General features: G+C 65.0%; 19 protein-coding genes. 10 read left to right on the top strand and 9 right to left on the bottom strand.

The window, feature by feature from the left end; translation table 11 throughout:
* Positions 1–20: 20 nt before the first annotated feature.
* Together NOV65_RS05080 and rpsU are read right to left on the bottom strand one after the other, a co-directional pair.
* A complete protein-coding gene (locus tag NOV65_RS05080) occupies positions 21–2,441 on the bottom strand; it encodes an endonuclease MutS2 (RefSeq protein WP_257304865.1) in 2,421 nt (806 codons plus the stop codon).
* 83 nt (positions 2,442–2,524) lie between these two features.
* The gene (gene rpsU / locus NOV65_RS05075) at positions 2,525–2,731 is read right to left on the bottom strand and encodes a 30S ribosomal protein S21 (RefSeq protein ID WP_026852993.1); all 207 of its coding nucleotides are present in this window, start codon (positions 2,729–2,731) and stop codon (positions 2,525–2,527) included.
* A gap of 144 nt (positions 2,732–2,875) precedes the next feature.
* Here rpsU and NOV65_RS05070 point away from each other — a divergent pair, with 144 nt between their 5' ends.
* Together NOV65_RS05070 and NOV65_RS05065 are read left to right on the top strand one after the other, a co-directional pair.
* Positions 2,876–4,822, top strand: coding sequence for a protein kinase domain-containing protein (locus tag NOV65_RS05070; protein ID WP_257304862.1), 1,947 nt, complete (start codon positions 2,876–2,878; stop codon positions 4,820–4,822).
* Between the two features lie 59 nt (positions 4,823–4,881).
* Entirely contained in the window at positions 4,882–5,112 is a 231-nt protein-coding gene (locus NOV65_RS05065) for a hypothetical protein (RefSeq protein WP_257304861.1), read from the top strand.
* A gap of 77 nt (positions 5,113–5,189) precedes the next feature.
* Here NOV65_RS05065 and NOV65_RS05060 read toward each other — a convergent pair whose 3' ends face one another.
* The 3 genes from NOV65_RS05060 to asd are packed head-to-tail and all read right to left on the bottom strand — an operon-like array spanning position 5,190 to position 7,101.
* Positions 5,190–5,441 carry a hypothetical protein gene (locus NOV65_RS05060; protein ID WP_257304860.1) on the bottom strand — a complete coding sequence of 84 codons (252 nt, stop codon included), beginning with the start codon at positions 5,439–5,441 and terminating at the stop codon, positions 5,190–5,192.
* Positions 5,438–6,112 (bottom strand): SMC-Scp complex subunit ScpB, encoded by a 675-nt coding sequence (gene scpB / locus NOV65_RS05055; RefSeq protein WP_257304859.1) that lies wholly within the window; start codon positions 6,110–6,112, stop codon positions 5,438–5,440. Before scpB ends, NOV65_RS05060 begins: the two co-directional genes overlap by 4 nt.
* Positions 6,109–7,101 carry an archaetidylserine decarboxylase gene (gene asd / locus NOV65_RS05050; RefSeq protein ID WP_257304857.1) on the bottom strand — a complete coding sequence of 331 codons (993 nt, stop codon included), beginning with the start codon at positions 7,099–7,101 and terminating at the stop codon, positions 6,109–6,111. Before asd ends, scpB begins: the two co-directional genes overlap by 4 nt.
* 9 nt (positions 7,102–7,110) lie before the next feature.
* Between asd and NOV65_RS05045 the strand changes: the two genes are divergently transcribed.
* Positions 7,111–7,758 carry a methyltransferase family protein gene (locus tag NOV65_RS05045; protein WP_257304856.1) on the top strand — a complete coding sequence of 216 codons (648 nt, stop codon included), beginning with the start codon at positions 7,111–7,113 and terminating at the stop codon, positions 7,756–7,758.
* Entirely contained in the window at positions 7,755–8,342 is a 588-nt protein-coding gene (locus tag NOV65_RS05040) for a HutD/Ves family protein (RefSeq protein ID WP_257304855.1), read from the top strand. Before NOV65_RS05045 ends, NOV65_RS05040 begins: the two co-directional genes overlap by 4 nt.
* Here the strand turns inward: NOV65_RS05040 and NOV65_RS05035 are convergent.
* Positions 8,339–9,349, bottom strand: coding sequence for a YncE family protein (locus NOV65_RS05035; RefSeq protein ID WP_257304854.1), 1,011 nt, complete (start codon positions 9,347–9,349; stop codon positions 8,339–8,341). The genes NOV65_RS05040 and NOV65_RS05035 overlap by 4 nt on opposite strands.
* 106 nt (positions 9,350–9,455) lie before the next feature.
* Here NOV65_RS05035 and NOV65_RS05030 point away from each other — a divergent pair, with 106 nt between their 5' ends.
* Complete coding sequence (locus NOV65_RS05030) at positions 9,456–10,604, top strand: ABC transporter substrate-binding protein (protein WP_257304852.1); 1,149 nt, start codon at positions 9,456–9,458, stop codon at positions 10,602–10,604.
* 41 nt (positions 10,605–10,645) lie between these two features.
* Positions 10,646–11,434, top strand: a complete 789-nt coding sequence (locus tag NOV65_RS05025; RefSeq protein WP_257304851.1) for a sulfite exporter TauE/SafE family protein — start codon at positions 10,646–10,648, stop codon at positions 11,432–11,434.
* Here NOV65_RS05025 and NOV65_RS05020 read toward each other — a convergent pair.
* A complete protein-coding gene (locus tag NOV65_RS05020) occupies positions 11,431–13,254 on the bottom strand; it encodes an ABC transporter ATP-binding protein (RefSeq protein ID WP_257304849.1) in 1,824 nt (607 codons plus the stop codon). The two genes, NOV65_RS05025 and NOV65_RS05020, sit on opposite strands and share 4 nt — an antisense overlap.
* A 231-nt stretch (positions 13,255–13,485) precedes the next feature.
* Entirely contained in the window at positions 13,486–14,676 is a 1,191-nt protein-coding gene (locus tag NOV65_RS05015; protein WP_257304848.1) for an AI-2E family transporter, read from the bottom strand.
* A 734-nt stretch (positions 14,677–15,410) separates the two neighbouring features.
* On the opposite strand from NOV65_RS05015, the gene NOV65_RS05010 reads away from it, so the two are divergent.
* From NOV65_RS05010 to NOV65_RS04995, 4 genes are all read left to right on the top strand, one after another.
* Positions 15,411–15,686, top strand: a complete 276-nt coding sequence (locus tag NOV65_RS05010; protein ID WP_257304847.1) for a hypothetical protein — start codon at positions 15,411–15,413, stop codon at positions 15,684–15,686.
* A gap of 181 nt (positions 15,687–15,867) precedes the next feature.
* Positions 15,868–17,502, top strand: a complete 1,635-nt coding sequence (locus NOV65_RS05005; protein WP_257304846.1) for a BamA/TamA family outer membrane protein — start codon at positions 15,868–15,870, stop codon at positions 17,500–17,502.
* 412 nt (positions 17,503–17,914) lie between these two features.
* Positions 17,915–20,512 carry a PAS domain S-box protein gene (locus tag NOV65_RS05000; RefSeq protein ID WP_257304843.1) on the top strand — a complete coding sequence of 866 codons (2,598 nt, stop codon included), beginning with the start codon at positions 17,915–17,917 and terminating at the stop codon, positions 20,510–20,512.
* Complete coding sequence (locus NOV65_RS04995; protein WP_257304842.1) at positions 20,509–21,420, top strand: response regulator; 912 nt, start codon at positions 20,509–20,511, stop codon at positions 21,418–21,420. The genes NOV65_RS05000 and NOV65_RS04995 overlap by 4 nt, the downstream gene beginning before the upstream one ends.
* A 450-nt stretch (positions 21,421–21,870) precedes the next feature.
* Here NOV65_RS04995 and NOV65_RS04990 read toward each other — a convergent pair whose 3' ends face one another.
* Positions 21,871–23,532, bottom strand: coding sequence for a sigma-54-dependent Fis family transcriptional regulator (locus tag NOV65_RS04990; protein WP_257304841.1), 1,662 nt, complete (start codon positions 23,530–23,532; stop codon positions 21,871–21,873).
* Positions 23,533–23,683 lie beyond the last annotated feature (151 nt).

The raw sequence follows: 23,683 nt of genomic DNA, 5'->3' as shown, positions 1-23,683 counted from the left end.
TTTTCATGTAGTAGGGATCATCATTTCAAGGTGATGACGGTGGCGCCGGCGCCGCCCTGGTTCTGAGGCGCGTCCTCCACGCGGGCGATGCCGGGATGACCGCGCAGGGCCTCGCGGACCGCCGCCTTCAGTCTGCCAGTGCCGTGACCGTGGACGATACGGACAAAGCGCCGGCCTGCCGCCAGGGCCTCCTCCACGAAGCGGTAGATCTCGCTGTCCACATCGTCGCTGGCCCGGCCGATGAGGTTGATCTCGGAGTCGATGTCCTGGACTTCAGCCCGCACCCTCACCTTGCCGGAAGGTCTGGGGGCCGCCTCCCGGGCCCCGATAGGTTCCAATTCTCCGAGGCGGCATTCCAGGCGGCGGCCCTGGGGTGTTTCCAGCGTGGCCCGGTCGCCCTTGAGCGTCACCACCTTCCCTTCCACGCCAAGGCCCCGATGGCGCGCGTACCCGCCCTCCCGGACCTCCCTGGGCGCGGCGGGCTTCGCCTTGGCGCCTCGCGGCGCCAGTTCCGCCTCCGCCAGGCGTGTGAGCTGCTTCACCCGCTCGTGGACTTCGGTGCCCAGGCGGTCGGCGTTCACGTCGGCGGCCTTCTGGCGCTCCTTCAACTCTTTCACGAGCCGCTTGCCCTCGTGGTCGAGGAAGTCGAGCACCCGGGCCACCTTCTCTTTCGATTCCTGCAGGAAGGCTTCCCGTTCGATCCGCAGCTTCTCCTCCCGCTGGCGGAGGATCTCTCGGTCCTTCTCGGCGGCGGCCATCTGCTGCCGCAACGCTTCGGCCTCTTCCATGAGGCGGGTGCGTTCTGCCTCGAGCTCTCGCAGGAAGTCGCGCCAGTCCTGCTCCCGCTTGCCCAGCACCTTGTCGGCGTGCTCCAGCACGGCCTTGGGCAGGCCCAGCTTGGCGGCGATGGTGAGGGCGCGGCTCTGGCCCGGCTGGCCCACCAGCAGACGGTAGGTGGGAGCCAGGCGGTCTTCGTCGAACTGGACGGAAGCGTTCTGGAAGCGGGTGTGGCGCAGGGCCCACTGGCTGATCTCACCCAGGTGGGTCGAGCAGAGGATCCAGCAGCGGCGCCGGGAGAGGGTCTGGAGCATGGCGATGCCGAGGGCCGCACCCTCCTTGGGATCCGTGCCCGTGCCCAGCTCGTCCAGCAGCACCAGGCCGCCATCATGGACGTTTTCCAGGATCTTCTTCAGATGCAGGACATGGCTACTGAAGGTCGAGAGGCTTCCTGTGATGGTCTGATGGTCGCCGATGTCCGCGTGGAGGCTGGGCAGGGCGGGGAAGCTGGAGCCCTCCTTCGCAGGCACGGCGCAGCCGCAGGCGGCCAGCACGGAGAGGAGACCCACGGTTTTCAGCACCACAGTCTTGCCACCGGTGTTTGAGCCTGAAATGACCAGCCCGGGCTTCTCCGCCTCCAGCCCCAGGTTCAGGGGCACCACGGGGTGGGTCAGGGGCTCCAGGCCCATGGCCTCCCGCACCGCAGGCAGCAGCATGGGGTGGCGGGCCTCCAGCAGGCAGAGGCGGCCCTGCTTGGGGTCGGCCTCCAGATCCGGCAGGCGGCCGTCGCAGAGGGCGGCCCAGCGCAGGAGGGCGAGCCCCTGGTCCGCCTGGGCCTGGAGATCCCGCCAACGGGTGAAGTCCTCCCGGCGGGCCCGCAAGTCCGCCAGCAGGTCCCGCAGGAAGGCCTGCACCGCCTGGGCGTAGTCGCGGTCGGCCTCCACGAAGGCGTTGTTGAGGGGCACGGCCTCCATGGGCTCGATGAAGACGGTGGCGCCGCTGCCGCTGCGGTCCAGCACCAACCCCGGCACGAGGCTGCGCCGCTCCTGCCGCACGGGCAGGCAGAAGCGCCCGTTGCGCTCCACGACCATGGCCTCGTTGAAGGCGTCCGGTGTGGCCCGCAGCAGCTTCTGGAGCTTGGCCTGCACGGCCTGGAAGGCGTCCTGGCGGCTGCGGTGGAGGCTGGCCAGGGCCGGGATGCGCAGCGGGTCCAGCTGGCCGTCTGCATTGAAACTTTTCGTCAGGCGCTCGGCGATGGGAGCCGGCTCCGGCAGCAGGGCGGCGGTCACCTGGAGGCGGTCGATGCCCAGGTGAACGCCCGGGGGAATGGGGTGGGCTTCGGGCCAGGACAGGGTCGTCAGGCTGTGCAGCAGGCGGGCCAGGGCCTTCAGGCCATCCCGCAACTGCCGCCAATGTTCCGGGAGCAGCCAGCCAGCCGGATTAAGCAATTCGTCGAGGGCCTCGTCCATGGGCAGGATGGGCAGCAAGTCCGGAGACTGGGCCCAAAGCTCCTGCAGCTCCAGCTGGTGCAGCCGCCGCAGTCCCGTCCGCCCATCCCAGGGCTGCATGGCCCCCAGCGCCGCCCGTGCGGGCGCTGTGCGGGCGCCCGACTGGATGAGGCGGACCGCATCGGGAAATTCAAGGGCGTCGAGTTCAGGGTTCATGGGGGCAGTCTTGGGTCATGAGTCTTCAGTAAATCAAAAGGCCCGCTTCCGCGGGCCTTTTTCGAGATGAAGCGGGCTTCATCTCAACCGATCATGCGGCGCTCTTGCGCGAGGCGCTTCAGGGTCTTCTTACGGGCGGCGAGCATCTTGCGCTTGCGCTTGGTGCTGGGCTTCTCGTAGTGCTGGCGCTTCTTCAGCTCACTGAGAATGCCGGACTTCTCGCACTTCCGCTTGAAGCGGCGAAGGGCGAACTCGAAGGTTTCGTCTTCTTTGACCTTGACCAAAGGCATATGGATGCACCTCCTTTCCCGTGGATTTCGGCAGGGCTGCAGGGCAGCACCGGACCGAACGAAAAGTCTACCTCAACACTGGGGTTATGGCGAGGAGGAAAGCCTCTGGTTACCCTTAACCCTCACTGCTTCTTCTGGATGATCATGCGGCGCCCTCTCCTTCTCATCGTGGACGGCGAGTCCTTGCGGACTCCTGGCCTGGTGTCTGCCATGGAAGGTGATGGCTGGGAGGTCCGGTGGATCCGCCACGACGCCACGGAGGCCTTCCTCCAGGCGGGCCAGGATCCGGACCTGCTGTTGCTGGACTCGAATGCGCCCGATGGCCTGGGCGCGGACAGCAATCTGGTCCAGCGCCTGCGGGAACGGAACCCCGGGCTGCCGGTGCTGGTGCTGACCGAGGGCTCCCAGAGTGGGGAGGTGGCCGGGGCCGGGGTGCAGGAATACCTGGAACGGACCCGCCCCGATGGAGAGATCGCGGCCGTCCTCCGGCGGTACCGCCCCGGGGCCGCCAAGCTCACCACCACGGACATCTTCGGCGACCTCCTCGCAGACCTGGCCGAGGGCGCAGAACCCGCTCCGTCCGAAGCTGGAGCCGAGCGTTCCGGGACGCAGCCCCCCCTGAGCGCCGCGGAGATCTTCGGCCGGGTGATCGAAGAGGTGGAGGCCCTTCCCCCGGAGCCTGCCCCGGTCAGAAACCTGGTGCGCGTGGTTCCGGCCCTGGCTTCGGCTTCAGCGCCGACCCCCTCCCTGGCTCCCGCCCCGACCGAAGCCCTGGGGCCGTCGGACTATACCCTCAGCGGCATTTCCGGGGTCCATGACCCCTTCGCCTGGTCTGCCGGCGCGGCCGGGGCCCCCGCGGCTCCTCCGGCTCTGGAGGCGAAACCCGTGGCGGCAGGACCGCAGGAGGTCCTGGAGGAGTACGGGAACTACTTCCTGTTGGAGAAGATCGCCATCGGCGGCATGGCGGAGCTGTTCAAGGCCCAGCAGCGGGGCGTGCAGGGCTTCCAGAAGATCGTGGCCATCAAGCGCATCCTGCCGCACTTCAGCGACAACGAGGACTTCGTCACGATGTTCATCGATGAAGCCAAGCTGGCGGCTCAGCTGACCCATCCGAACATCGTGCAGATCTTCGACCTGGGGAAGGCCGGCAGCTCGTACTACATCGCCATGGAGTACGTGAACGGCCGCGACCTCCGCACCCTGCTGCGGAAGGTGCGGGAATACGGCCTGCCGTTCCCGGAGCAGGTGGCGGCCTTCGTGGTGATGAAGGTGGCCGCGGCCCTGGACTACGCCCACCGCAAGCGGGGCTTCGATGACCGGGAGCTGAAGCTGGTTCACCGGGACATCAGCCCCCAGAACGTGATCCTTTCCACCGAGGGCGCCGTCAAGCTCGTGGATTTCGGCATCGCCAAGGCCGCGAGCAAGGCCAGCCACACCGTGGCGGGGGCGCTCAAGGGGAAGCTGCTCTACATGAGCCCGGAACAGGCCACGGGCCAGCCCCTGGACAATCGCTCGGACCTCTACTCCCTGGGGCTGGTGCTGTTCGAGCTGCTCACGGGCGAGCGCTGCTTCCAGGCGGATTCAGAGCTGGGCGTGCTCGAGAAGGTCCGGCTGGGCCGGATATCGGACCTGGGCACGCTGAACCCGAACGTGTCGAAGGAGATGGTGGCCATCGTGAACCGGGCGCTCCAGAAGAGCGTGGATCACCGCTACCCCTCGGCCCGCTTCATGGAGCGGGATCTGCGCGACTACCTCCAGCGGCAGGGCCCGCCCATCACGGAACACGACGTGGCGGAGTACATGCAGGCCCTGCTCAACGGGCCGCTCGACCACCTGGAGAGCCTGATGGCCTCCCGGTTCCCGCCCCCCAACGGCTTCACTAGCGGCACGCATCGCAACCTGGCGCTCCAGACCGAAACGGTCGTCCGGAAAGCCCCCCTGTCCGGCGATGGCTCCGAGTCCGGCCTGGAGGCGCTGGAAACCATCGAGCCGATCGAGGAGATCCCATCGCGGCCCCGCTGGATGCTGCCGGCGATCCTGGGTCTGGCCGCGCTCCTCGTGCTCCTGCTGGTCATCGCCCGGTGGTCCTGAACGGAAGATCGGGATAAGATCAGCTTTTCCGTACACTTTCGTCGCCCCGGGGAGTTCCCATGGATTTGAGCCAGGATCAGAAGGCCTTTTACGAGACCACCCGTGAGCGCTGCCGCTCCGAGGTGTCCCAGATCAACAACACCATCGCCACTGAAGTGCAGCGCGTGAAGGAACTGCTCACCAGCCTGAGCAACCGCAAGACCGCCGTGCTCCAGATGTACGGCGCCGCCTGCGAAGTGCTGGGCGAAGAGAACGACCTCGCCGAAGAGTCCATCGATATCGAGTTCTGACCGACCGCCGGGCGGCGAAGCGGAGGCTTGATGTGCTCCGCGCAGCCGGGACCCGGCGAGGAGGTTACGCCAGCCCGCTATTCATGAATCCGCATCAGGGGTGCGGCGCACTTCTGGCAGTTGCTCTGGTGCGGGGGATTCTTCTTCCCGCAGTGGCTGCACACGAGGATGTGGGCGCGCTTGCGACGCCAGATCCGCAGGTAGAGGACGCCGAGGAGCACGATCAGCAGGCAGCCCTTCTGCCAGGACTGGAGGACGAAGCCCGTGGGGCTCTCGGCCTTCGGTTTCTCCGGGTGCTCCTGGAGGCTGAGGGTCGTGGGCTGGCTCATGATTCGGCCCCTTCGTCCGGCAGTTCTTCGATCATCTCCATCGCCCCTTCGCCGAAGAGCCCGTCCTCGGGCAGGGGCGGTTCGAGGCCGGCCAGGGCTTCGGCCTCCAGGCGGCCTTCGCCGAAATCCTCCAGCCGGGGCAGGTCGTGGAGGTTCTTCAAGCCGAAATGCAGCAGGAAGGCCTGGGTGGTGGCGTAGGTCATGGGCCGGCCCACCACGGGCTTGCGGCCGGCGGGGGTGATGAGCTGGCGCTCCATGAGGCTCTTCACCTGGTTGGCGCTGCTGGTGACGCCGCGGATGGCGTTCAGTTCCGTGATGGTGACGGGCTGGCGGTAGGCGATGATGGCCAGCGCTTCGATCTGCGCCGGGGTGAGCCTGCCGCTGCGCGTGGTGGTCACCAGCCGGGCGACCATCTCCTTGTAGAGCGGGCTGGTGGCCATGCGCCACCCCCCGCCTACCTCGAGGAGACGCAGGCCGCTGGGCCCGGTCAGGCGCTCCTGCAGCTTCTCGATGCCCTGCTGGAGGGCGCCGTCACCCAGGCCGGTAAGTTCCCTCAGGCGGGCCAGGTCCAGCACCTCCCCGGCCGCGGTGAACAGGGCCTCCAGGGCGCCCGGCAGGTCGCCGCCCTCGTCCCAGAGAGGATCCTGGTTGAAGATCTCGGTTTCGCTCACCGGTACGCCCCCAGCCGTTGTCCCACCTTCACGCTGCCCTCGGTTCGGAGCGGAACCCAGTCTCCGGCTCTGGGACCGCCGATCAGCAGAACCACGGTGGAGCCGAACTCGAAGGTGCCGAGGTCCTCGCCGGGCGTGCAGGGAAGCAGGTCCACCGTGAAGCCGCCATTCTTGGGCAGGTCCCGTCCGGCGAGCCAGCGCCGATCGATCACGACGCCACCCACGTGCGTGGCGCCCACCAGGACGGCGGCCACCTCCAGGCCCTCAGCGGAACCAGTGCCCAGGGCGGTCCAGGCGGCGCGGCGGTTGCGCTCGTAGAGGCGCGGGACGCTGCCGGTACTGGCATCGTTCACGGGCCAGAGCTCGCCCTCCACGCGGCTGACCGCGGTGACCTTGCCTTCCAGGGGCACATGGATGCGGTGATAGTCCTTGGGCGAGAGGTACAACGTGAGGTAGTGGCCGCCCTCGAAGCGCTCTGCGCCCCGCTCATGCTTCAACAGTTCCGAAATGCGGTAGGGGAGGCCCTTGGCCTGGATGGCCGTGTCTGCCTTGATGCGGCCGCTGGCGATGATGCGGGCATCCACAGGGCTGTTCAGGCCGCCGGGCGTGGGGGTGTCCTGGGGACGGAGGCCCGCCTTGAGGCGCCGCGTGAACAGGGATTGGAGGCTGGGGTAGTCCTCCAGGGAGAACTCCGCTTCCGCCATGTCGATGCCGTAGTGCCCCGCGAACCGGCCCAGCAGGGGTCCGCGCCAGGCCTGGGGCAGGGGGCAGGCCGCGGCCCAGCCCACCACGCGCGAGCCCAGTTTCTTCGGGTAGAGCCCGAGCATCCTCAGGGCGAGGGGGCCCGGCGTCCAGAGCAGGACATAGACCACCCAGAGCAGGGCGAGGACAAGCGCGAAGCGCGCCGGCTGGGGCCAAGTCAGTTGCATCCCGACAGGATAACCCGCCCGCTGGTTCTGCTGGTGGCCCCGGAGGACCGGGGCGTCCACAATCCTTCCATGGGTTCCGACACCGCCAACCTGCTCCTGCTGTCCTGCGCCTGGATCGCCTATGCGGCGCTGCACTCCCTGCTGGCCTCTCTGGGATTAAAGCGGGCCGTGGTGGCTCATGCCCGGCCTCTGGTGCCGGCCTATCGGTTGCTCTATAACCTGATCGCCGTGCTGGCGCTCCTGCCGATCCTCGGGTGGATGTGGCGCCATCCAGGGCCCTGGCTCTGGCGTTGGACCGGTCCGGCGGGGTGGACGATGAACGGGCTGGCCCTCCTCGCGGCAGCGGTCCTGGTGTTCGGGCCGGCCGGCTACGACCTGAAGGAATTCCTGGGCTGGCGGCAACTCCGGTCCCTCCGCACGATGGCCGAGGACCTGGAGCCGTTCCGGATCTCGCCCCTGCACCGATTCGTGCGGCATCCCTGGTACAGCCTTTCCCTGGTGATCCTCTGGACCCGCGACATGAACCAGGCGCGTCTCGTGTCGGCCTGGTGGATCACCCTCTATTTCATCCTCGGGTCGCGGCTGGAAGAGCGGAAGCTGCGGGCCCGGTTCGGCGCGGCCTACCGGGAGTACATGGCCCGGGTTCCCGGATTGCTGCCGCTGCCATGGAGGATCCTGAGCCAGGAGGAGGCCCGGAGGCTGGAGGGAAAGAAATGAAGTGGCAGCAGATCAAACCTTCAGATGGCCGCCTCATGCCCTGGAAGAACGGCGGGGGCACGACGCTGGAGTTGGCCGTGGACCCTCCGGGGGCGACCGTGGAGACGGGCTTCCGGTGGCGCCTCAGCTCGGCCGAGGTGGCCGCGTCTGGGCCCTTTTCGGCCTTTCCGGGGCTGGAGCGCTGGCTGCTTCTGCTGGAAGGCGCGGGGTTCGACCTCGACTTCGGTCCCCGCGGCCGCGTGGCACTCACGGAACCGCTCGTGCCCATCCGGTTCTCCGGGGACTGGCCCGCCACGGCCACCCTGGTGGACGGACCGAGCACTGACTTCAACCTGATGGTGGATCCACGGTGCTGCCAAGCGCGGGTGGAGTCCTTCCATCTGGCCTCCCCCCGCGCCCTGGCTCAGCCGGCGGGCTCCACCCTGATCGTCTTCGTGGCCGGGGGGACCGTCTATGTCCCGGAAGTGGAGCTGCACCTGGGCCGGCGCCATCTGCTGCGGATGGACGATGCCCCTGACGTCCTTCAGCTGATTCCAGGGTACGGCGGCGCGACGCTGGTGGTCGTCGAGCTCAGAGTCGTCTAGCGCCCCACCACCAGGATCTGGAAGCTGCCGGGCGTCATGGTCGGTCGGGGCCTGGGGGTTTCCGCCGTCGGGGCAGGGGTGGGAGCGAACTCGGCGGTGGGGAGGTAGATCCTGTGGGTCTTCTCGTCCAGGGCCATGGTGCGCGCCCCACGCCTGGTGGGGACCTGTTCCAGGACGCTGTACCGGTCCGGGCTCTCCTGGCGAATGATGGTGAGGGTGCCCTCTCCGTTCGAGCTGAAGGCCAAGCCCAGCCCGGGGTCATAGGCGGCTCCGTCGGCGCCGGTCCCGATGGCGAGGGTGGCTAGCATCTTGCCGGTGGTCGCGTCCAGCACCGCCATCAGCTTGTTGCCGCCGACGATGAAGAGCCGGTGGTGCTTCACATCGATGGCCATGCCGGTGGGATCCTGGATAGGTGCCAGGGGCCAGCGCTGTTCCACGGCGAGCTTTTTCGCATCGATCACGGCCACTTCAGCCGAATCTTCCAGGTTCACGAACACATGCCCCTTGCCGTCCGTGGCGGCAAATTCCGGTTTGTGGCCGAACGGGATGGTCCCCACGACATTCCCCGTGGCGGCGTCGAGGACCGTGGCGTTCTTCCCGCGTCCGTTGAAGCTGAATACCCGGTTGGTGGAGGAATCGAAGAGGATGGCGTCGGGGCCTTCGCCGGTGGCCTTGATCTGGTCGAGAACCTCCAGAGTCGACAACCGGAAGATGGTGATGGTGCTGCTCCGGCCGTTGCTCGTGAAGCCGCGGTCGAGACCCGGGGCCAAGGCCACACCGTGGACGCCATCGGTGCCTTTGATCATCCCGATGAATTTGCCCTCCAAGTCCAGGACCTGCACCCGATCGGACCGGGGGACGTAGAGGCGCCGGGCCGAGCTATCAAGGGTCACGTAATCCCACCCTCCGGATTCCCCGATGGGGAGGATCTTCATGACACGAAGATCGGCCTGGGAAGGTGCGGCCACGAGGCTGAGGGAAAGAATCGATGCCAGGAGAGCCCGCATGTCAGACCTCAATGGGAAGATCGCGAGCCTACCACGCGTGACGAGACCCCGTCATGCTACGCTCCCGTCCAACATCCAACCCCAATCCCATATCCAAGGAGGCAGCATGATGCTGAGAATCCTCGCACCCCTGATGGCCTTCGGACTCGCCCTGCAGGCGCAGACGCCGGTGAAGCTCGGCGTCATCAACTGCGCGACGGGCACCCAGGCGCCCATCGGCGAGTACATGAGCAACGGCTACAAGCTGGCCCTGGAGGATCTCCAGAAAAAGGGCATCAAGGTCGAACTGGTCACCGAGGACGACACGGGCAAGCCCCAGGTTTCCATGTCGGCCATGGAGAAGCTGGTGACCCGCGATCGCGTGGCCGCCGTCGTCGGCCCCTACAGCTCCGCCTGTGCCAACGCCGTGTCCAAGCTGGCCGAAAAGTACAAGGTGCCTCTGCTGGTCCCCGTGGCCTCCAAGGAGGACATCACCCGCCAGAACCAGAAGTACGTCTTCCGCCTCAGCGCCACCACCGAGGACTACGCCTCCATCCTCATCTCCATGGCCCAGAAGCTGGGCAAGCCCAAGACCATGGCGATCCTGAACGAGAACACGGATTTCGGCACCTCCGGCGCCAAGTCGGCCAAGGCCTATGCGGCCCAGGTGGGCATCCAGGTGGTGATGGAGGAAGCCTACGCGGCCGGCTCTCCGGACTACCGGTCCACCCTGGCCAAGGTCAAGGCCGCCAAGCCCGACCTCGTCTTCATGGTGTCCTACGTGGCCGACGGCATCCTGCTCATGCGCCAGGCGCGCGAAGTGGGCCTCCAGCCCCAGGCTTTCCTGGGCGCGGGCGCGGGCTTCGCCTCCTCTGAATTCGCCCGGGAGCAGGCCATCTCCAACAACGTGTTCTCCAGCACCCAGTGGACCACCGATGTGAACTGGCCCGGCGCCAAGGACTTCGGGGCCCGATACAAGGCCAAGTTCGGCAAGGCCGAGGTCCCCTACCACGCCGCCAATGCCTACGCCTCAATGATGGTCATGGCCGAAGCCGCGGCCAAGGTGGGCGGTGATCGCGAGAAGCTCCGCGCGGAGCTGCGCGGCGGCCACTGGAACGGCATCATGGGCGAGGTTCGGTTCATCGACTACAGCGGCTACACAAACCAGAACAAGCACCAGATGCTGGTGGAGCAGATCCAGAACGGCAAGCATGAAACCGTGTGGCCGCCTGAGTATGGTTCGAAGAAACCGGTGTTCCCGTTCAAGTGGAAGTAGCCGACTTCTGATTGGTCCGCAGGCCTGTCATCTTGGATGGCATGCACATCGGACACGCACTCACGGTCATGGCAGCGGCCTTCATCGCTGGTGCCATCAATTCCATCGCGGGGGGCGGCACGCTCGTGTCGTTCCCCGCATTGCTCGGCATCGGCCTCACAGGCCAGCAGGCCAACGTCACGAGCACCATCGCCCTCTGGCCAGGGTCCATTGGAGGGTTCTGGGGGCATCGCGAGGATCTCGCTGGCATCCGGGAATTCGCCCTGCGCTTGATGCCGCCCTCGCTGCTCGGCGGCGCCCTGGGCGCCTGGCTCATGCTCGTCACGCCCCAGAAGGTGTTCGACCAGCTGGTGCCCTGGCTGATCCTGGCGGCAACGGTGCTGCTGGCGGCCAATGATCCTGTCAACAAGCTGCTGAAGAAGATGGGCAGCCACGACCGGACGCCGGGGTGGTGGATCGGCGCCATGGTCTTCCAGTTCATCGTGGGCATCTACGGCGGCTACTTCGGCGCCGGCATCGGCATCCTGATGCTCGCGGCCCTGAGCCTGCTGGGCCTCACGGACATCCATCAGATGAATGGCCTGAAGAACCTGCTGGCGCTGTGCATCAACGGCATTGCCATCTTCGCCTTCCTGGGCATGGAGTTCCTGCGGCATCCCGGCAATGTGCAGTGGAAATTCATGATCATCATGGCCATCGCGGCGGGCCTGGGAGGGCTCTTCGGTTCCCACATGGCACATCGCGTGGGACGGAAGACCGTGCGGGTCGGCGTTGTCACCATCGGCTTCATCCTGTCGGCCTGGTACTTCTACAAGCACTACGGGGTCTAGAGGCGCTCCCCTGGCCCATCCAGGGCTGTGAAATCCTCACCGGGATTGATGAACTGGTCCATCTCCACGCCGTGCTGCCGGTCATGTAGCTGTTTGTAGCGGCCGTTCAGCCTTAGCAGCTCCGAGTGGGTACCCCGCTCCACGATCTCGCCGTGCTCGATCACGAGAATCTGGTCGGCACTTTCGATCGTGCTCAGGCGGTGGGCGATGACGAAGGTGGTCCGGCCCGCCCGCAGCCGCCGCAGGCCGTCCCGGATGAGGGCTTCGCTCTCGCTGTCCAGGCTCGAGGTGGCTTCATCCAGCAGAAGGATGCGGGGATCCGCCAGGATGGCGCGGGCGATGGCCACGCGCTGGCGCTGGCCGCCGGACAGCTTTACGCCGCGTTCACCCACCACGGTGTCGTAGCCCTGGTCGAAGCGGTCCACGAATTCATGCACATGGGCGATGCGGCCCACGGCCTCGACTTCCTCCCGGGTGGCGCCAGGCTTGGCGAAGCCGATGTTGTCGGCTACGGTGCCGTCGAAGAGGAAGTTGTCCTGCATGACGACCCCCAGCTTGGCCCGGTATTCCCGCAGGCGCAGGGTCTCGATGTTCTTGCCGTCTACCAGCACCCGCCCTTGCTGGGGATGGTTGAAGGCCATGACGAGGGAGATGATGGTGCTCTTCCCCGAGCCGCTGGACCCCACCAGAGCCACCGTGCTGCCCGCCGGAACCTCGAAGGAGATGTCCTTCAGCACCGGGGCGCCCTCCTCGTATGCGAAGCTGACTCCCTGGAAGGCCACCGAGCCCGCCACCGTGGGCAGGGGTTCCCGGCCGGCATCCTCCTGGTCTTCGGTGGGCATGTCCAGGATCTCCCGGATCCGGTCCAGGCCGGCGAAGGCCTCGCTCACCTGCGTTCCGATGTTGGCGATCTGGACCACGGGCGCCGCCATCATGCCCACGAAGAACGTGTACATGATCAGGTCGCCCAGGGTCATGGCCCCCGCGAAGATCGCGCGACCGCCGATGATCATGATCAGCACGCCCAGGGCCCCGACGATGGCGGTGCCGAAGGCGGTGATGGCGCTGGTGCCCGTGAGGGTCCCGGCGATGTTCTTGAAGAGCCGTTCGGTGCCTTCCGCGAAGATCCGGCGTTCGCGGTCCTCCGCCACGTAGACCTTCAGGATCCGGATGCCCCCCACGGACTCTGTCAGGCGTCCAGTGATGTCCGCCGTGATCTCGCTGCGCTTCCGGAAGAGGGGGCGGAGCCTTCGGAAGGCCAGGGCCATGGCCCCGCCGAAGATGGCTAGGAAGATGACCGTGGCGAGGGTGAGCTTCCAGTTCAGCCAGAACAGCACGGCCAGGGAGATCACGGCCGTGAGGACGCCGCCCACCAGCTGAATGATGCCGGTGCCCACGAGATTGCGGACGCCTTCGGCATCGTTCATGACGCGGGAGATCACCACACCGCTCTTGGTGCTGTCGAAGTAGCGGATCGGCAGGCGGAGGATGTGATCCTGGACCCGCTGGCGCATGGCCATGATGGCCCGCTGGGCCGCCACGCTCACCACCTGGGAGTTGGCGTAGCTGGTGATGGCCTGCAGGATGGTGGCGGCGCCTGCGCCCAGCGCCAGGGGCAGCAACAGGCGGCCGTTGTGCTTCCCGAGCACCTCATCGATGAGGTATTTCGTGCTGGCAGGCAGCACCAGCCCCGCCAGGCGGCTGATGAGCATGAGGAACAGGCCGAGGGCCAGGGAGCCCCGATGCTGCCGCAGGAGAGCCCGAGCTTCCCGCCAGGCCCGGGCCGTATCTACCTTGGGTTTCATCTTGGGTTCGGTCATGCGGTCACCACCATTCAAGTCCGGTCCGAGGGGTGCGGGGTACCGGACCTAGGGACTTCCAGGCGTCCAGCTTTACCGATTCATCGAGGCCTGTCCTGTAAAGGATGCCGCACAGGCCGCTGCTGTTTCAGCGGGTCGCCACCAAGCTGCCCCAGGCGTCCAGGCGGCCCTTGATCCCAGGAACAGGGGCTTCGTCCCCAGGGGTTCTGACCACCACCGTCTGGCCAAGTTTCAAGGGGGAGGCGTCAGGTGCTCGTCCCTCCTTCGGTCACCCGAGATCTCGACAGCGATGGCTGCGGCCTGCTCGGCCGCCACGCCTTCGGTCCGGCGCTCGTATTCTTCCTCGGCAAGGTCATCCTGGGCGCGCAGCACCGTATCCGCGACCTGTTCCTGCTCCCCGGGCAATTCGACGCGCAGCTCCTCGATCAGCATCATGACCGTCGCGGCCACAGGCAGGGCGAGGAGGGCGCCAAGCAGCCCCATCAGTGTTCCGCCGGCCAAGAGCGCGAAGAACACGACCGAGGAGGGCAGACGGAGCGCCTGGCCATAGATGCGTGGAATGAGCACACGGCCCTCGAATTCCTCATAAGCGAGCATCATCACCAGGACGATGGCCGCAACCGCCGGGCTGTGGCCGAGCGCCGCGAGGACGACCGGAACCACGGACAGGATGGCGCCGACATAGGGCAGGACATCGGCGATCCCGGCGAATACCGCCAGGGCCATCGCGTTCTTCACGCCACAGGCGGTGAGCAGGACGAAGGTGAAGGCGCCGATGAGCAGGCAGGTGATCAACTGCCCGCGGATGTAGGCGCCGACGATGGTTTCCAGGTTCAGCATGACGCGGGAGAGCCGGATGTGATGGGTTCGTGGCACCACCGCGAACAGCCCGCCGCGCAGGCGATCCCGGTCGATCATCATGTAGAGCGCGAGGAAGAGGGCGCTCATGCCGTAGGCTGCGATCTCGAAGATGCGCAGCGAGTAGGAAAGGGCAGTGGCGCCGAAATGGTTCAAGGGCGCGCTGTAGTCCAGATTCTTCAGCCAATTCGCAAAGGGTGCGCTCAGGGGGTAATGGGCGAGGTGGTTGGCCAGGTTCGCGCGGAACACGGGTTCCCGCTCAACAAGCGCCGCGGCCTGGGCGAGGAGCGAGGGGATCGTCAGGGTCACCACGAGGACGGCCACCAGGAAGAGGCCGGTGAAGACGGTCGCGATCCCCAGTCCGCGCCTGACCCCTCGGGATTCCAGCCACCGCACGGCGGGGCTCAGGGTCCCCAGGATGAGAAGGGCGACGACCACCACGAGAATGACCGGCCAAAGCCGGATCAGTAACCACAACGAGAGGCCCAGGAGGACCAGCCGGAGCAGGGTCGAGGTGGGAATCTCCAGGCGCAGGGTTCGCGGTCTGGATTCCAATGGTTCCATGGGCTCCGAGGGGGTCACGGCGTCACTTCCACGACTGGCCCGGATGATGCCGGCGGTCTGAGAAAGGCGCCATCAGCACCGCCGCTCTGTTTGTAGGTCACGGAAAGCCTCGCAGGGTGGGAGGGACTCGAGGCGAACGACGGAAGGCCGCGTGCGCATCCTCGAATCCAGCGGAATCTCCTGAGGTCAAATGCAGCTTCCGTTCCGAATCATCAATTGCCTGTAACCGGCTGTAAAGTCAGCTGTCAAGCAGGGTTTCTCAAGCCTCAGGCGAGGCGAGGCGGGCAAGCGGCCCGATCAAAATGGAGGGGCTGTCAGCTCAATTCGAAGGGGTCGGCCCCGTTGCGCCCTGAAGGCGCAGAGTCTGCGGCCCATGCAGACCTGGCCACCTGGCAGGGGGACTGCACCTTACCCTTCAGATCCCTTCAGGGCCCAGTGAAGAGAAGGGGCTTGAACCGCTCTGGCCGTATTCCCAAGGGGCCTTCGAATTGAAGGAATCAATACATCATCTTGATTGGATCGCATGCGGTACAGAACGATTTGCACGCTGTAAATAATAACAAAATAAATAGTTACAGTGTGGCTTGAATCGTGCGATCCAGTGAGGGTGACCCTCTCCGGATGGAAGACAAATCCTGGGGGCAAGAACCATTAGGGAACCCTTCGAAAGCTTCCTTTCCTGCGCTGCGGGGGAGGTTGTTCTGCAATTGGCCAGGCAGCAAAAGGAGAAAAAAATGACAGGCAAAGTGATCGTTCCGATGTTCTCGATTCTCATGCTTTCGGCGTGTCTGGTCGGGCCCAGGCGAGGCGGAGGGCTGGAGATCGTTCCGATCCTGCCGATGGTCGTGGAGATCGATGACGACAACTACTACGCGCAGGACGGGTATCACTACTTCTATACCGGCGATCGTTGGTACTACTCCTCGTCGAGGAGCGGTGAACGGAGGGAATTACCCAGGTCCCACTGGCCGAAGGAAGTCCACCGCCACGGGCGAGGGGATCGCCGCTAGGCGGATCCGGTCAGGCCGGGAATCCTTTCTGAACGGAGCAAGAGGGAGGGCCGCATGCCGGGGGCTCTCCCCTTCCTCATCGTGATGTTGATGGGCTCGTACCCCGCTGCCGTCAGGCCTGGAGAAAAGTGACGCTTGAGAAGGCGATGACTCAGCTTTCACGGGCGTTTGGGGAGATCCCTTGAGCAGCATTCGATGGTTTGGAGGCTGCGCGGTCAGCGCCCTGGTCACCTTGACCGTACCTCTCCTGGCGGGCCGGCCCGGCCGGCCCTGGAATGGCCTGGAGGCCCGCCAGGCATCCATCGGAAGAATCGATGTGGAGATCGGCGATGTCTTCGATCTCGCCAGGCCGGATGAGAACAACTGGATCGGCCGGACTGCCGATCATCTCCATGCCCTCACCCGGGAAGGCGTCATCCGGAGGGTGCTCCTCTTCGCAGAGGGGGATCGGGTGCGGGAGCGGCGCATCTATGAAACCGAACGGCTCCTGCGCGCGTTGCCCTTCGTCAAGGACGCGCACATCGATCCGGTGGTCCAGCCTGATGGCACCGTGGTGGCCCGGGTCCGGGTCCGGGATGCCTGGACCACCCAGCTGAGCGCCAACTACTCGCAGGTGGGCGGCCAGCGGACCACAAGCTTCGGTGTCGATGAAAAGAACTTCATGGGCCTGGGCAAGAGCGTGGCCTTCGACCTCTCCAAGGATCACGAGCGCAGCACCTGGGGCCTGGCCTACGGGGATCCTCAGCTGTTCGGGAGCCGCTGGACCTTTGCCACCCACCTCCAGTACCTCACGGATGGGTTCACGCGGAGCCTCCAGCTCGAGCGGCCCTTCTTCGCCCTGGACACCCCCTGGTCCACGGGTGTGGCCTTGTCGCAGAGCCATGCCAGCCTCTACCTCTATGACCAGGGGGCCCAGGTCTTCCAGGCCCCTTTCATCCAGAATGAGGTCCGCTTGTCCGGGGCCCTGGCGCTGCATGAAGCCGGGAATCGGGTCTGGCGGGGGGGCCTTCTCCTCAAGCGGCAGGACACCAGCTATGGGGCCTTCACCCAGACCGGCCCCCCGGGGCCGTTGCCGCCGCCCACCTTGACCGACCGGCGCCTCCGCGGTCCCGCGCTCACGTTCTCCACCCAGGAAGACGCCTTCGAGACCTTCGAGGACCTGCTGGGCATGGATACCCCGGAGGACTACAACCTGGCCTGGAATGGCACCGTCGAACTCGGCACCTACAGCCGCTCCTTTGGTTCGACCATGAACGCCCCCTTCTTCCGGATTCAGGTGGGCCGGGGCTGGTCCTCATCAAGCGAGAACCTCACCCTCCTGGCGACGTCCTGGGAGGGCCGGAAGCCTGCCACCGGTCTGGAGAACACCCACCTTGCCTTCTCCCTGGTGCAGTACCGGAAGCTGACCTCGAACCAGATCCTCGCGGGCATGGTGACGGTGGATCAGGCCCGGCGTCCAGATCCCGAAACCTGGTACTACCTGGGGGGCGACCAGGGCATGAGGGGATTCCCCAACCAGCTCCATCCGGGGGATGCCCGCTGGACTGCTTCCTTCGACTACCGCCTCCTGACGGAACAACGCTGGTGGGGTCTCGTGCGGCTGGGTTACACCGCCTTCCTGGACCTGGGTTCCGTCCGTCGGATGGACGGGCAGGGGTGGTCCCGCACGTACTCTGATGTGGGGGTCGGGCTCCGGCTGGGCAACCTCAAGAGCTCCGCGGGCCGTGTGATCCTCCTCAGCGTGGCGGCGCCCTTGAACCGGGAGCCCTACCAGGCCCGCTGGCAGTTCACCGTCGGCAACGCCATGCGTTTCTGAGCGGTTCCTCCCCGCGTGTCTCGACCCACGAGTTCCGGGAAGGGGCCGACCTGGAAGCCGCTGCCAGGTCACATTGATGGGAAGGGCATTCATTTTGGTGGATTTGCGCTTCGTGGTGAAGAACGAATGCGGCGCAAATAACCCGAATCCAGTTGTTTATGGTTTGGAATGAAATCCGCTTCATACCCCTGGTCGGATCCCCTCACGTGGGATCCCACGACCCCCAATCCGGGGATCCAGTGTCAGGTTGTTCGGCGCAACGGGTCTTGCCGCAAGCACCGCGAGTCCATCCCGGCCCATTTCCGCAGCGAGGCTGATCTGCTGCCGAATGGGCGTATAAACAGGTGAGGCATTCTTCGCACCTCCGGTCTCGCGATCCGCAGGACTTTTCGCGGTTTCCCAGAGGTCGATCATGCCCAGAAAGATCCACATTCACACCCTTCCGAGCCTCGCCGGCGGTATGGCGGTGGCCCTGCGGAAGACGCAGCAGCGGACCAGGAACCTCGCCCATCTGGAGACGCAACGCCTGCTCAGAAGTCAGGAAGAGTCGAACAGCCGGCTTCAGCAGATCAATGCGACCCTTCAGGAAAGCGAAGAGAAACTGGCCGTCACCCTCAATTCCATCGGCGACGCGGTCATCGCCACGGATGCCGAGGGACGGGTGAGGATCCTGAACCCCATCGCAGAGCAGCTCACCGGGTGGACCATGGCCGAGGCCGCGGGTCACACCATCGATGAGGTATTCCGGATCATCAACCAGGAGACTCGCCAACCCGCTGTGGCCCCGGTCATGGACACCCTCGCCCATGGCACGGTACAGGGGTTGGCGAACCACACGGTGTTGATCGCCCGGGATGGCGGGGAATGCTCCATCGCCGACAGTTGCGCGCCCATCCGCGATCGCGACGGACGGGTGACCGGGGCCGTGCTGGTGTTCCGCAACGTCACCGAGGAATACGCCGCGCAGCGGTCGCTACGCGATTCGACGGCCCTGATCCAGACGATTCTCAACACTGTGGTGGACGGGATCATCACCCTCCAGGCCCGCGGCGGGATCATCGAGACAGTCAACCCAGCCACGGAGAGGATGTTCGGCTATGCCGCGGCTGAGCTCATCGGACAACCCTTCAGTTCGCTGATACCCGAGCTGGACCGGGACCAGGCATCGGGTTCCCTCGAGTATTTCAGGGCGAGCGATGAGGCCCGGGCCAATGGCCTTGGTCGCGAAGTGCTGGGCCTGCGCAAGGGCGGTCAGCGCTTCCCCCTGGAGATCGCTGTCAGCGAAATGTGGCTGGGCGACCAGCGCTATTTCACTGGCATTCTGCGTGACATCAGCACCCGGAAACAGGCGGAGGCGGCCCTGCTGAAGGCCGGGGCCCTGCAGAATGCGATTTTCAACAGCGCCAATTTCTCCAGCATTGCGACCGATGCCAGGGGTGTCATCCAGATCTTCAATGTCGGCGCGGAACGGATGCTGGGCTACTTGGCTGCAGAGGTCATGAACAAGATCACCCCCGCCGACATCTCCGATCCCAAGGAAGTCATCGCGCGGGCGGAAGCCCTGAGCCAGGAATTGGGCACCCCGATCGCACCGGGCTTCGATGCCCTGGTGTTCAAGGCTTCGCGCGGCATCGAGGACATCTATGAACTGACCTATATCCGGAAGGATGGCAGCCGGTTCCCGGCGGTGGTCTCGGTCACGGCGCTCCGCGACCCGCAGGAGGCCATCATCGGCTACCTGTTGATCGGCACCGACAATACGGCGCGCAAACGGATCGAGGAGGAGCGGACCCTGCTCGACCAGGCCCTCCAGGACAAGAACGCTGAACTGATGAGCGCCAAGATCGCTGCCGAGAAGGCGAACCTCGCGAAATCCGAATTCCTCTCCAGCATGAGCCATGAGCTCCGCTCACCTCTCAACGCGATCCTGGGTTTCGCCCAGTTGATGGATTCCGAAACCCCGCCGCCAACGGCCCCCCAGAAGATGAGCATTGATCAGATCCTGCACGCGGGGTGGTATCTGCTCGAGCTCATCAATGAGATCCTCGATCTGGCGGTGATCGAGTCCGGGAAACTGTCGTTCTCGGAGGAACCCGTATCTCTGGCGGATATCATGCTCGATTGCCAGGCCATGATCGAACCCCAGGGCGCGAGGCGGGGCCTCAAAATGACCTTTCCCCGGTTTGATAATCCCGCCTTCGTACGGGCCGACCGGATCCGATTGAAGCAGGTCCTCATCAACATCCTGTCGAACGCGATCAAATACAATCGGCCAGAAGGGACGGTCATCGTGGACTGTGTCACGACCACTCCCGGCCGCATCCGCATCAACGTCAGGGACACTGGCCATGGATTGCCTCCCGATAAGGTGAGGCAGCTCTTCCAGCCCTTCAATCGCCTGGGGCAGGAACAGGGCGGAGAAGAGGGCACGGGCATCGGCCTTGTGATGAGCAAGCTGCTGGTCGAGCTGATGGGCGGTTCGATCGGCGTGGAAAGCATGGTCGGCGTGGGCAGCCGGTTCTGGTGCGAGCTGAACTCGGTGGCGGCTCCCCAGTTTGCGGAAGATAAAGCTGATGTCGGTGCCCTGGTGAAGGTTCCGATTCGGCTCGATACGCCGCCTCGGACTCTGCTGTACGTAGAGGACAACCCGGCCAACCTGAGTCTCGTCGAACAGCTCATCGCACGCCGGCCGGATCTGCGCCTGTTGAGCGCGGGGAACGGGGGCCTGGGCATCGAGTTGGCACGGGAGAGACAACCGGATGTGATCTTGATGGACATCAACCTGCCTGGGATCAGCGGCATCCAGGCCCTGAAGGTCTTGCGGGAAGATCCCGCGACCGCGCACATTCCGGTGGTGGCCATCAGTGCCAATGCCATGCTCGGGGACATCAAGAAGGGCCTGGACGCGGGTTTCTTCCGCTATCTCACGAAACCGATCAACGTCACCGAGTTCATGGCGACGATGGACGTGGCTTTGGAACGCGCAACGACGACATCGAGGCACACATGATCAGTCCCACCGACATCCTCCACGGCAAGATCCTGGTCGTCGACGATCAGGAGGCCAATGTGCTCCTGCTCGAGCAGATGCTCCGTGGCGCCGGCTATACCGCTATCACCTCCACTCTGGATTCTGGCAAGGTCTGCGAGCTTCACCTCGTCAACCACTACGATCTGATCCTGCTCGATCTTCAAATGCCGGGCATGGACGGATTCCAGGTGATGGAGAACCTGAAGGACCTTGAACAGGGCGGCTACCTTCCCGTCCTGGTGATCACGGCGCAGCCTGGGCACAAGCTGCGGGCACTCAAAGCCGGGGCCAAGGATTTCATCAGCAAGCCATTCGATCTGGCCGAAGTGTTGCTACGGGTTCACAACATGCTCGAAGTCCGCCTGCTTCATCAGGAAATGAAGGGACTGTACGAACGGATCGCTGCGGAGCAGAAAGTATCGCAGCGGCTGCTGCTCAACGTGCTGCCTTCTTCCCTGGCCGAGCGCCTCGAAGGGCGTCCCGAGGTCAAGGGCGGAACCTTCACAGAACTGGTCACGGAAAGCTACGCGGAAGTGACCCTGCTGTTCGCGGACATCCTGGCGTTCACCAGGTTCGTGGAGGGGGCGAACGCCGAAGTCCTGCTGGGGGTGCTCGACGAAATGGCCTCCCGCTTCGATACCCAGGGCGGCGGGTCCGGGTTGGACAAGACCAGGACCATTGGCAATGCCTATCTGGCTTCCGTCGGCTTGTCCGATCCGCTTATCGAACATACGATCAAGGCCTCGCAGAGGGCCCTGGACATCGTCGAAGCCGTGGATCGTTTCAACGAACACAGCAAGTACAAATTGAAGCTGCGCATCGGACTTGACCTCGGGACCGAGGTCTCCAGCGTCGTCCACAAACGAAACATCGTCTGCGATTTCTAGGATGACGCTGGCGGCCCGACGGTTCCGACACCGCCGGATCGAGCCCAGGCTGGCCGTTCAATCTGATCGGCATCCTGCCTCATCTTGACTGACCACTCGAATGTATCGGGTGAAAACGTGTCTATATATACAATTAATACAACAGCTTACGATTTGGACTGATTCATGCTGTTGGATGCTCATCAAGAGAGAAGGTGAGCGATGCAACCACCAAGTCCGATCCTGCGAAGCCAAGCGTTCGTGCCCCAAGCCATGCCGAGGGTCGAATCATTGAAAGCACGCCCCCTGCTGCGGGCCACGCCGACTCACGGTGAGCGGTGGGAACTCCTCCAGCGGGGCGCTCAGGACATGATCAGCTACTTCGTCGCCACCCTGCGCAGAACCTGGTGAGCCACCGGCGAGCATCGGCGGCCTCCCTGTCGAGGCCACACACCACTTTGAAAACAGATCCTAGGCGCCTTGGCGGTTTGCCTTCTCTCCGCCGATCAATCCATAGCTCTTGAGCTTGCGGTAAAGCGTGGCGGATCCGATGTGGAGCTGCTCGGCCGTGCGCGTCTGATTGCCGTTGTTCAGGGACAGGGCCGCGAGGATGTATTCCTTCTCGATGACCTCCAGCGGCCTGACCGTCCCATCGGTGGCCACGGGGATGGGGCAGGCCTGGCGGACCTCTTCTGGCAGGTCCTCGAGTTCCACGCGGGTGCCCGGCGAGAGCGCGACGGCCCGCTCCATGGCGTTCTCGAGTTCGCGCACATTGCCCGGCCATGCGTAGCGGAGGAGCTGATCGGCTGCGCCCGGAGTCAGGCCCGAGATCTTGCGCTTCATCCACAGCGCCGACCCGGCGAGCAGCACCCTGGCCAGGGGCAGGATGTCATCCCGGCGCTCCCGGAGGGGCGGCACATGCAATTCCACGACCTTGAGCCGATAGTAGAGATCCTGGCGGAAGGTGCCATTCGTGACGCCCAGAGCCAGGTCCCGGTTGGTGGCGGCAAGGATGCGCACATTCACCTTCCGGTTCTTGTTCTCGCCGACCCGCCGGATCTCCCGTTCCTGGAGCGCGCGCAGCAGCTTGACCTGCATGCCCGGCGAAACCTCACCGACCTCATCGAGCAGCAGGGTACCTCCATTCGCTGACTCGAACAGGCCCGGCCGGTCATGGGTCGCACCCGTGAAAGCGCCGCGCGCGTGCCCGAAGAGCTCGCTCTCCAGGAGGGTCTCGGTGATGGCGCCGCAGTTGACCGCAATGAACGGCCCGGCCACCCGTGTGGACTCATCGTGGACCAGCCGGGCGATCCGCTCCTTGCCCGATCCGCTTTCCCCCGTGATGAGGACCGTAGAATCAACCTTGGCCACGCGCCGGGCCAGGTCCACGACTTGTCTCATGGCCGAGCTCCGGGCGACGATCCCGAACACGGGTTCACTTCCCTCCGGGGCCGTGCCGATCAGTGCCTGGCGGTGTTCCTTGATTTTCCGTTCTGCCGCCTTCAAGGTCTCCGTGACGCGGTGGATCGACACATCGAGGCAATCCGACAACCGGCTCTTGTCGTAGAAGCGCAGTTCTTCAGCCCGTGCGTCACCCCACTCCTCGCGGGTGCGTCCGAACAGGTGGCAACCCGCATCGCCTTTGCCTTGGCAGCGGTCTTCGAGGACGAAGACCTCCTGGCCGGCGATTCGACTGAGATAGCCGCTGATGAGGCCACAGATGGTCCAGCACATGGGCGCCTCGGCGCGGCCGAAGTGCAGGAGGTGCTGTTCGGCCTCATAGGAGGTCACGAGCATCATCCCTTCCTTGGAAAGAGGATCCTTGCCCTCCGTCTGGACTTTGAAGAGGCCCCCAAGGGTGTGGATGCGATTGCCGGCCCGACGCCACTCGCCTTCGTCATCCCATTTGAATTCAGTCTTCATGGCCTCGGCCATCCGCCAGCCGTGGGCGAAGCCGAACTGGGTCAGGACCGTCCGGGCGGCGGTGATGCCGAAGTTCTCGACGAGGTACTTGCGCAGGAGCCCCATCGCCACGGCGTCCAGCAGGATGGCCCGCTGCCCGGCGAAGCGGATCACCCCACCCTGTGGATCCAGTTCCAACAATTCCTTGTGGTCCAAATCGTCGGCGCGCATCCGTGGCCTTCATCCTTCGGACTGAAGGAGTGGTCTTTCATCTTGATGGAGAATACCACCACGCTAATGATGTAGCCCTTATTTAAATATAGAAATAATAGATGTAAACATTTGGCGCGAATCCTGCGCTGAAGGACTCCAGATGAGGAGT

It is taken from the genome of Geothrix campi, assembly GCF_024609265.1.
GTDB classification, from domain to species: Bacteria; Acidobacteriota; Holophagae; order Holophagales; family Holophagaceae; genus Geothrix; species Geothrix campi.
Note: the sequence above shows the minus strand (reverse complement) of the source record. Positions and strands in the feature narration are given on the sequence as shown.

Coding starts and splice junctions, on each gene's coding strand:
- NOV65_RS05080 (WP_257304865.1), bottom strand. CDS start 2,441: ATGAACCCTGAACTCGACGCCCTTGAATTTCCCGATGCGGTCCGCCTC.
- rpsU (WP_026852993.1), bottom strand. CDS start 2,731: ATGCCTTTGGTCAAGGTCAAAGAAGACGAAACCTTCGAGTTCGCCCTT.
- NOV65_RS05070 (WP_257304862.1), top strand. CDS start 2,876: ATGCGGCGCCCTCTCCTTCTCATCGTGGACGGCGAGTCCTTGCGGACT.
- NOV65_RS05065 (WP_257304861.1), top strand. CDS start 4,882: ATGGATTTGAGCCAGGATCAGAAGGCCTTTTACGAGACCACCCGTGAG.
- NOV65_RS05060 (WP_257304860.1), bottom strand. CDS start 5,441: ATGAGCCAGCCCACGACCCTCAGCCTCCAGGAGCACCCGGAGAAACCG.
- NOV65_RS05045 (WP_257304856.1), top strand. CDS start 7,111: ATGGGTTCCGACACCGCCAACCTGCTCCTGCTGTCCTGCGCCTGGATC.
- NOV65_RS05040 (WP_257304855.1), top strand. CDS start 7,755: ATGAAGTGGCAGCAGATCAAACCTTCAGATGGCCGCCTCATGCCCTGG.
- NOV65_RS05035 (WP_257304854.1), bottom strand. CDS start 9,349: ATGCGGGCTCTCCTGGCATCGATTCTTTCCCTCAGCCTCGTGGCCGCA.
- NOV65_RS05030 (WP_257304852.1), top strand. CDS start 9,456: ATGATGCTGAGAATCCTCGCACCCCTGATGGCCTTCGGACTCGCCCTG.
- NOV65_RS05025 (WP_257304851.1), top strand. CDS start 10,646: ATGCACATCGGACACGCACTCACGGTCATGGCAGCGGCCTTCATCGCT.
- NOV65_RS05020 (WP_257304849.1), bottom strand. CDS start 13,254: ATGACCGAACCCAAGATGAAACCCAAGGTAGATACGGCCCGGGCCTGG.
- NOV65_RS05015 (WP_257304848.1), bottom strand. CDS start 14,676: ATGGAACCATTGGAATCCAGACCGCGAACCCTGCGCCTGGAGATTCCC.
- NOV65_RS05010 (WP_257304847.1), top strand. CDS start 15,411: ATGACAGGCAAAGTGATCGTTCCGATGTTCTCGATTCTCATGCTTTCG.
- NOV65_RS05000 (WP_257304843.1), top strand. CDS start 17,915: ATGCCCAGAAAGATCCACATTCACACCCTTCCGAGCCTCGCCGGCGGT.
- NOV65_RS04995 (WP_257304842.1), top strand. CDS start 20,509: ATGATCAGTCCCACCGACATCCTCCACGGCAAGATCCTGGTCGTCGAC.
- NOV65_RS04990 (WP_257304841.1), bottom strand. CDS start 23,532: ATGCGCGCCGACGATTTGGACCACAAGGAATTGTTGGAACTGGATCCA.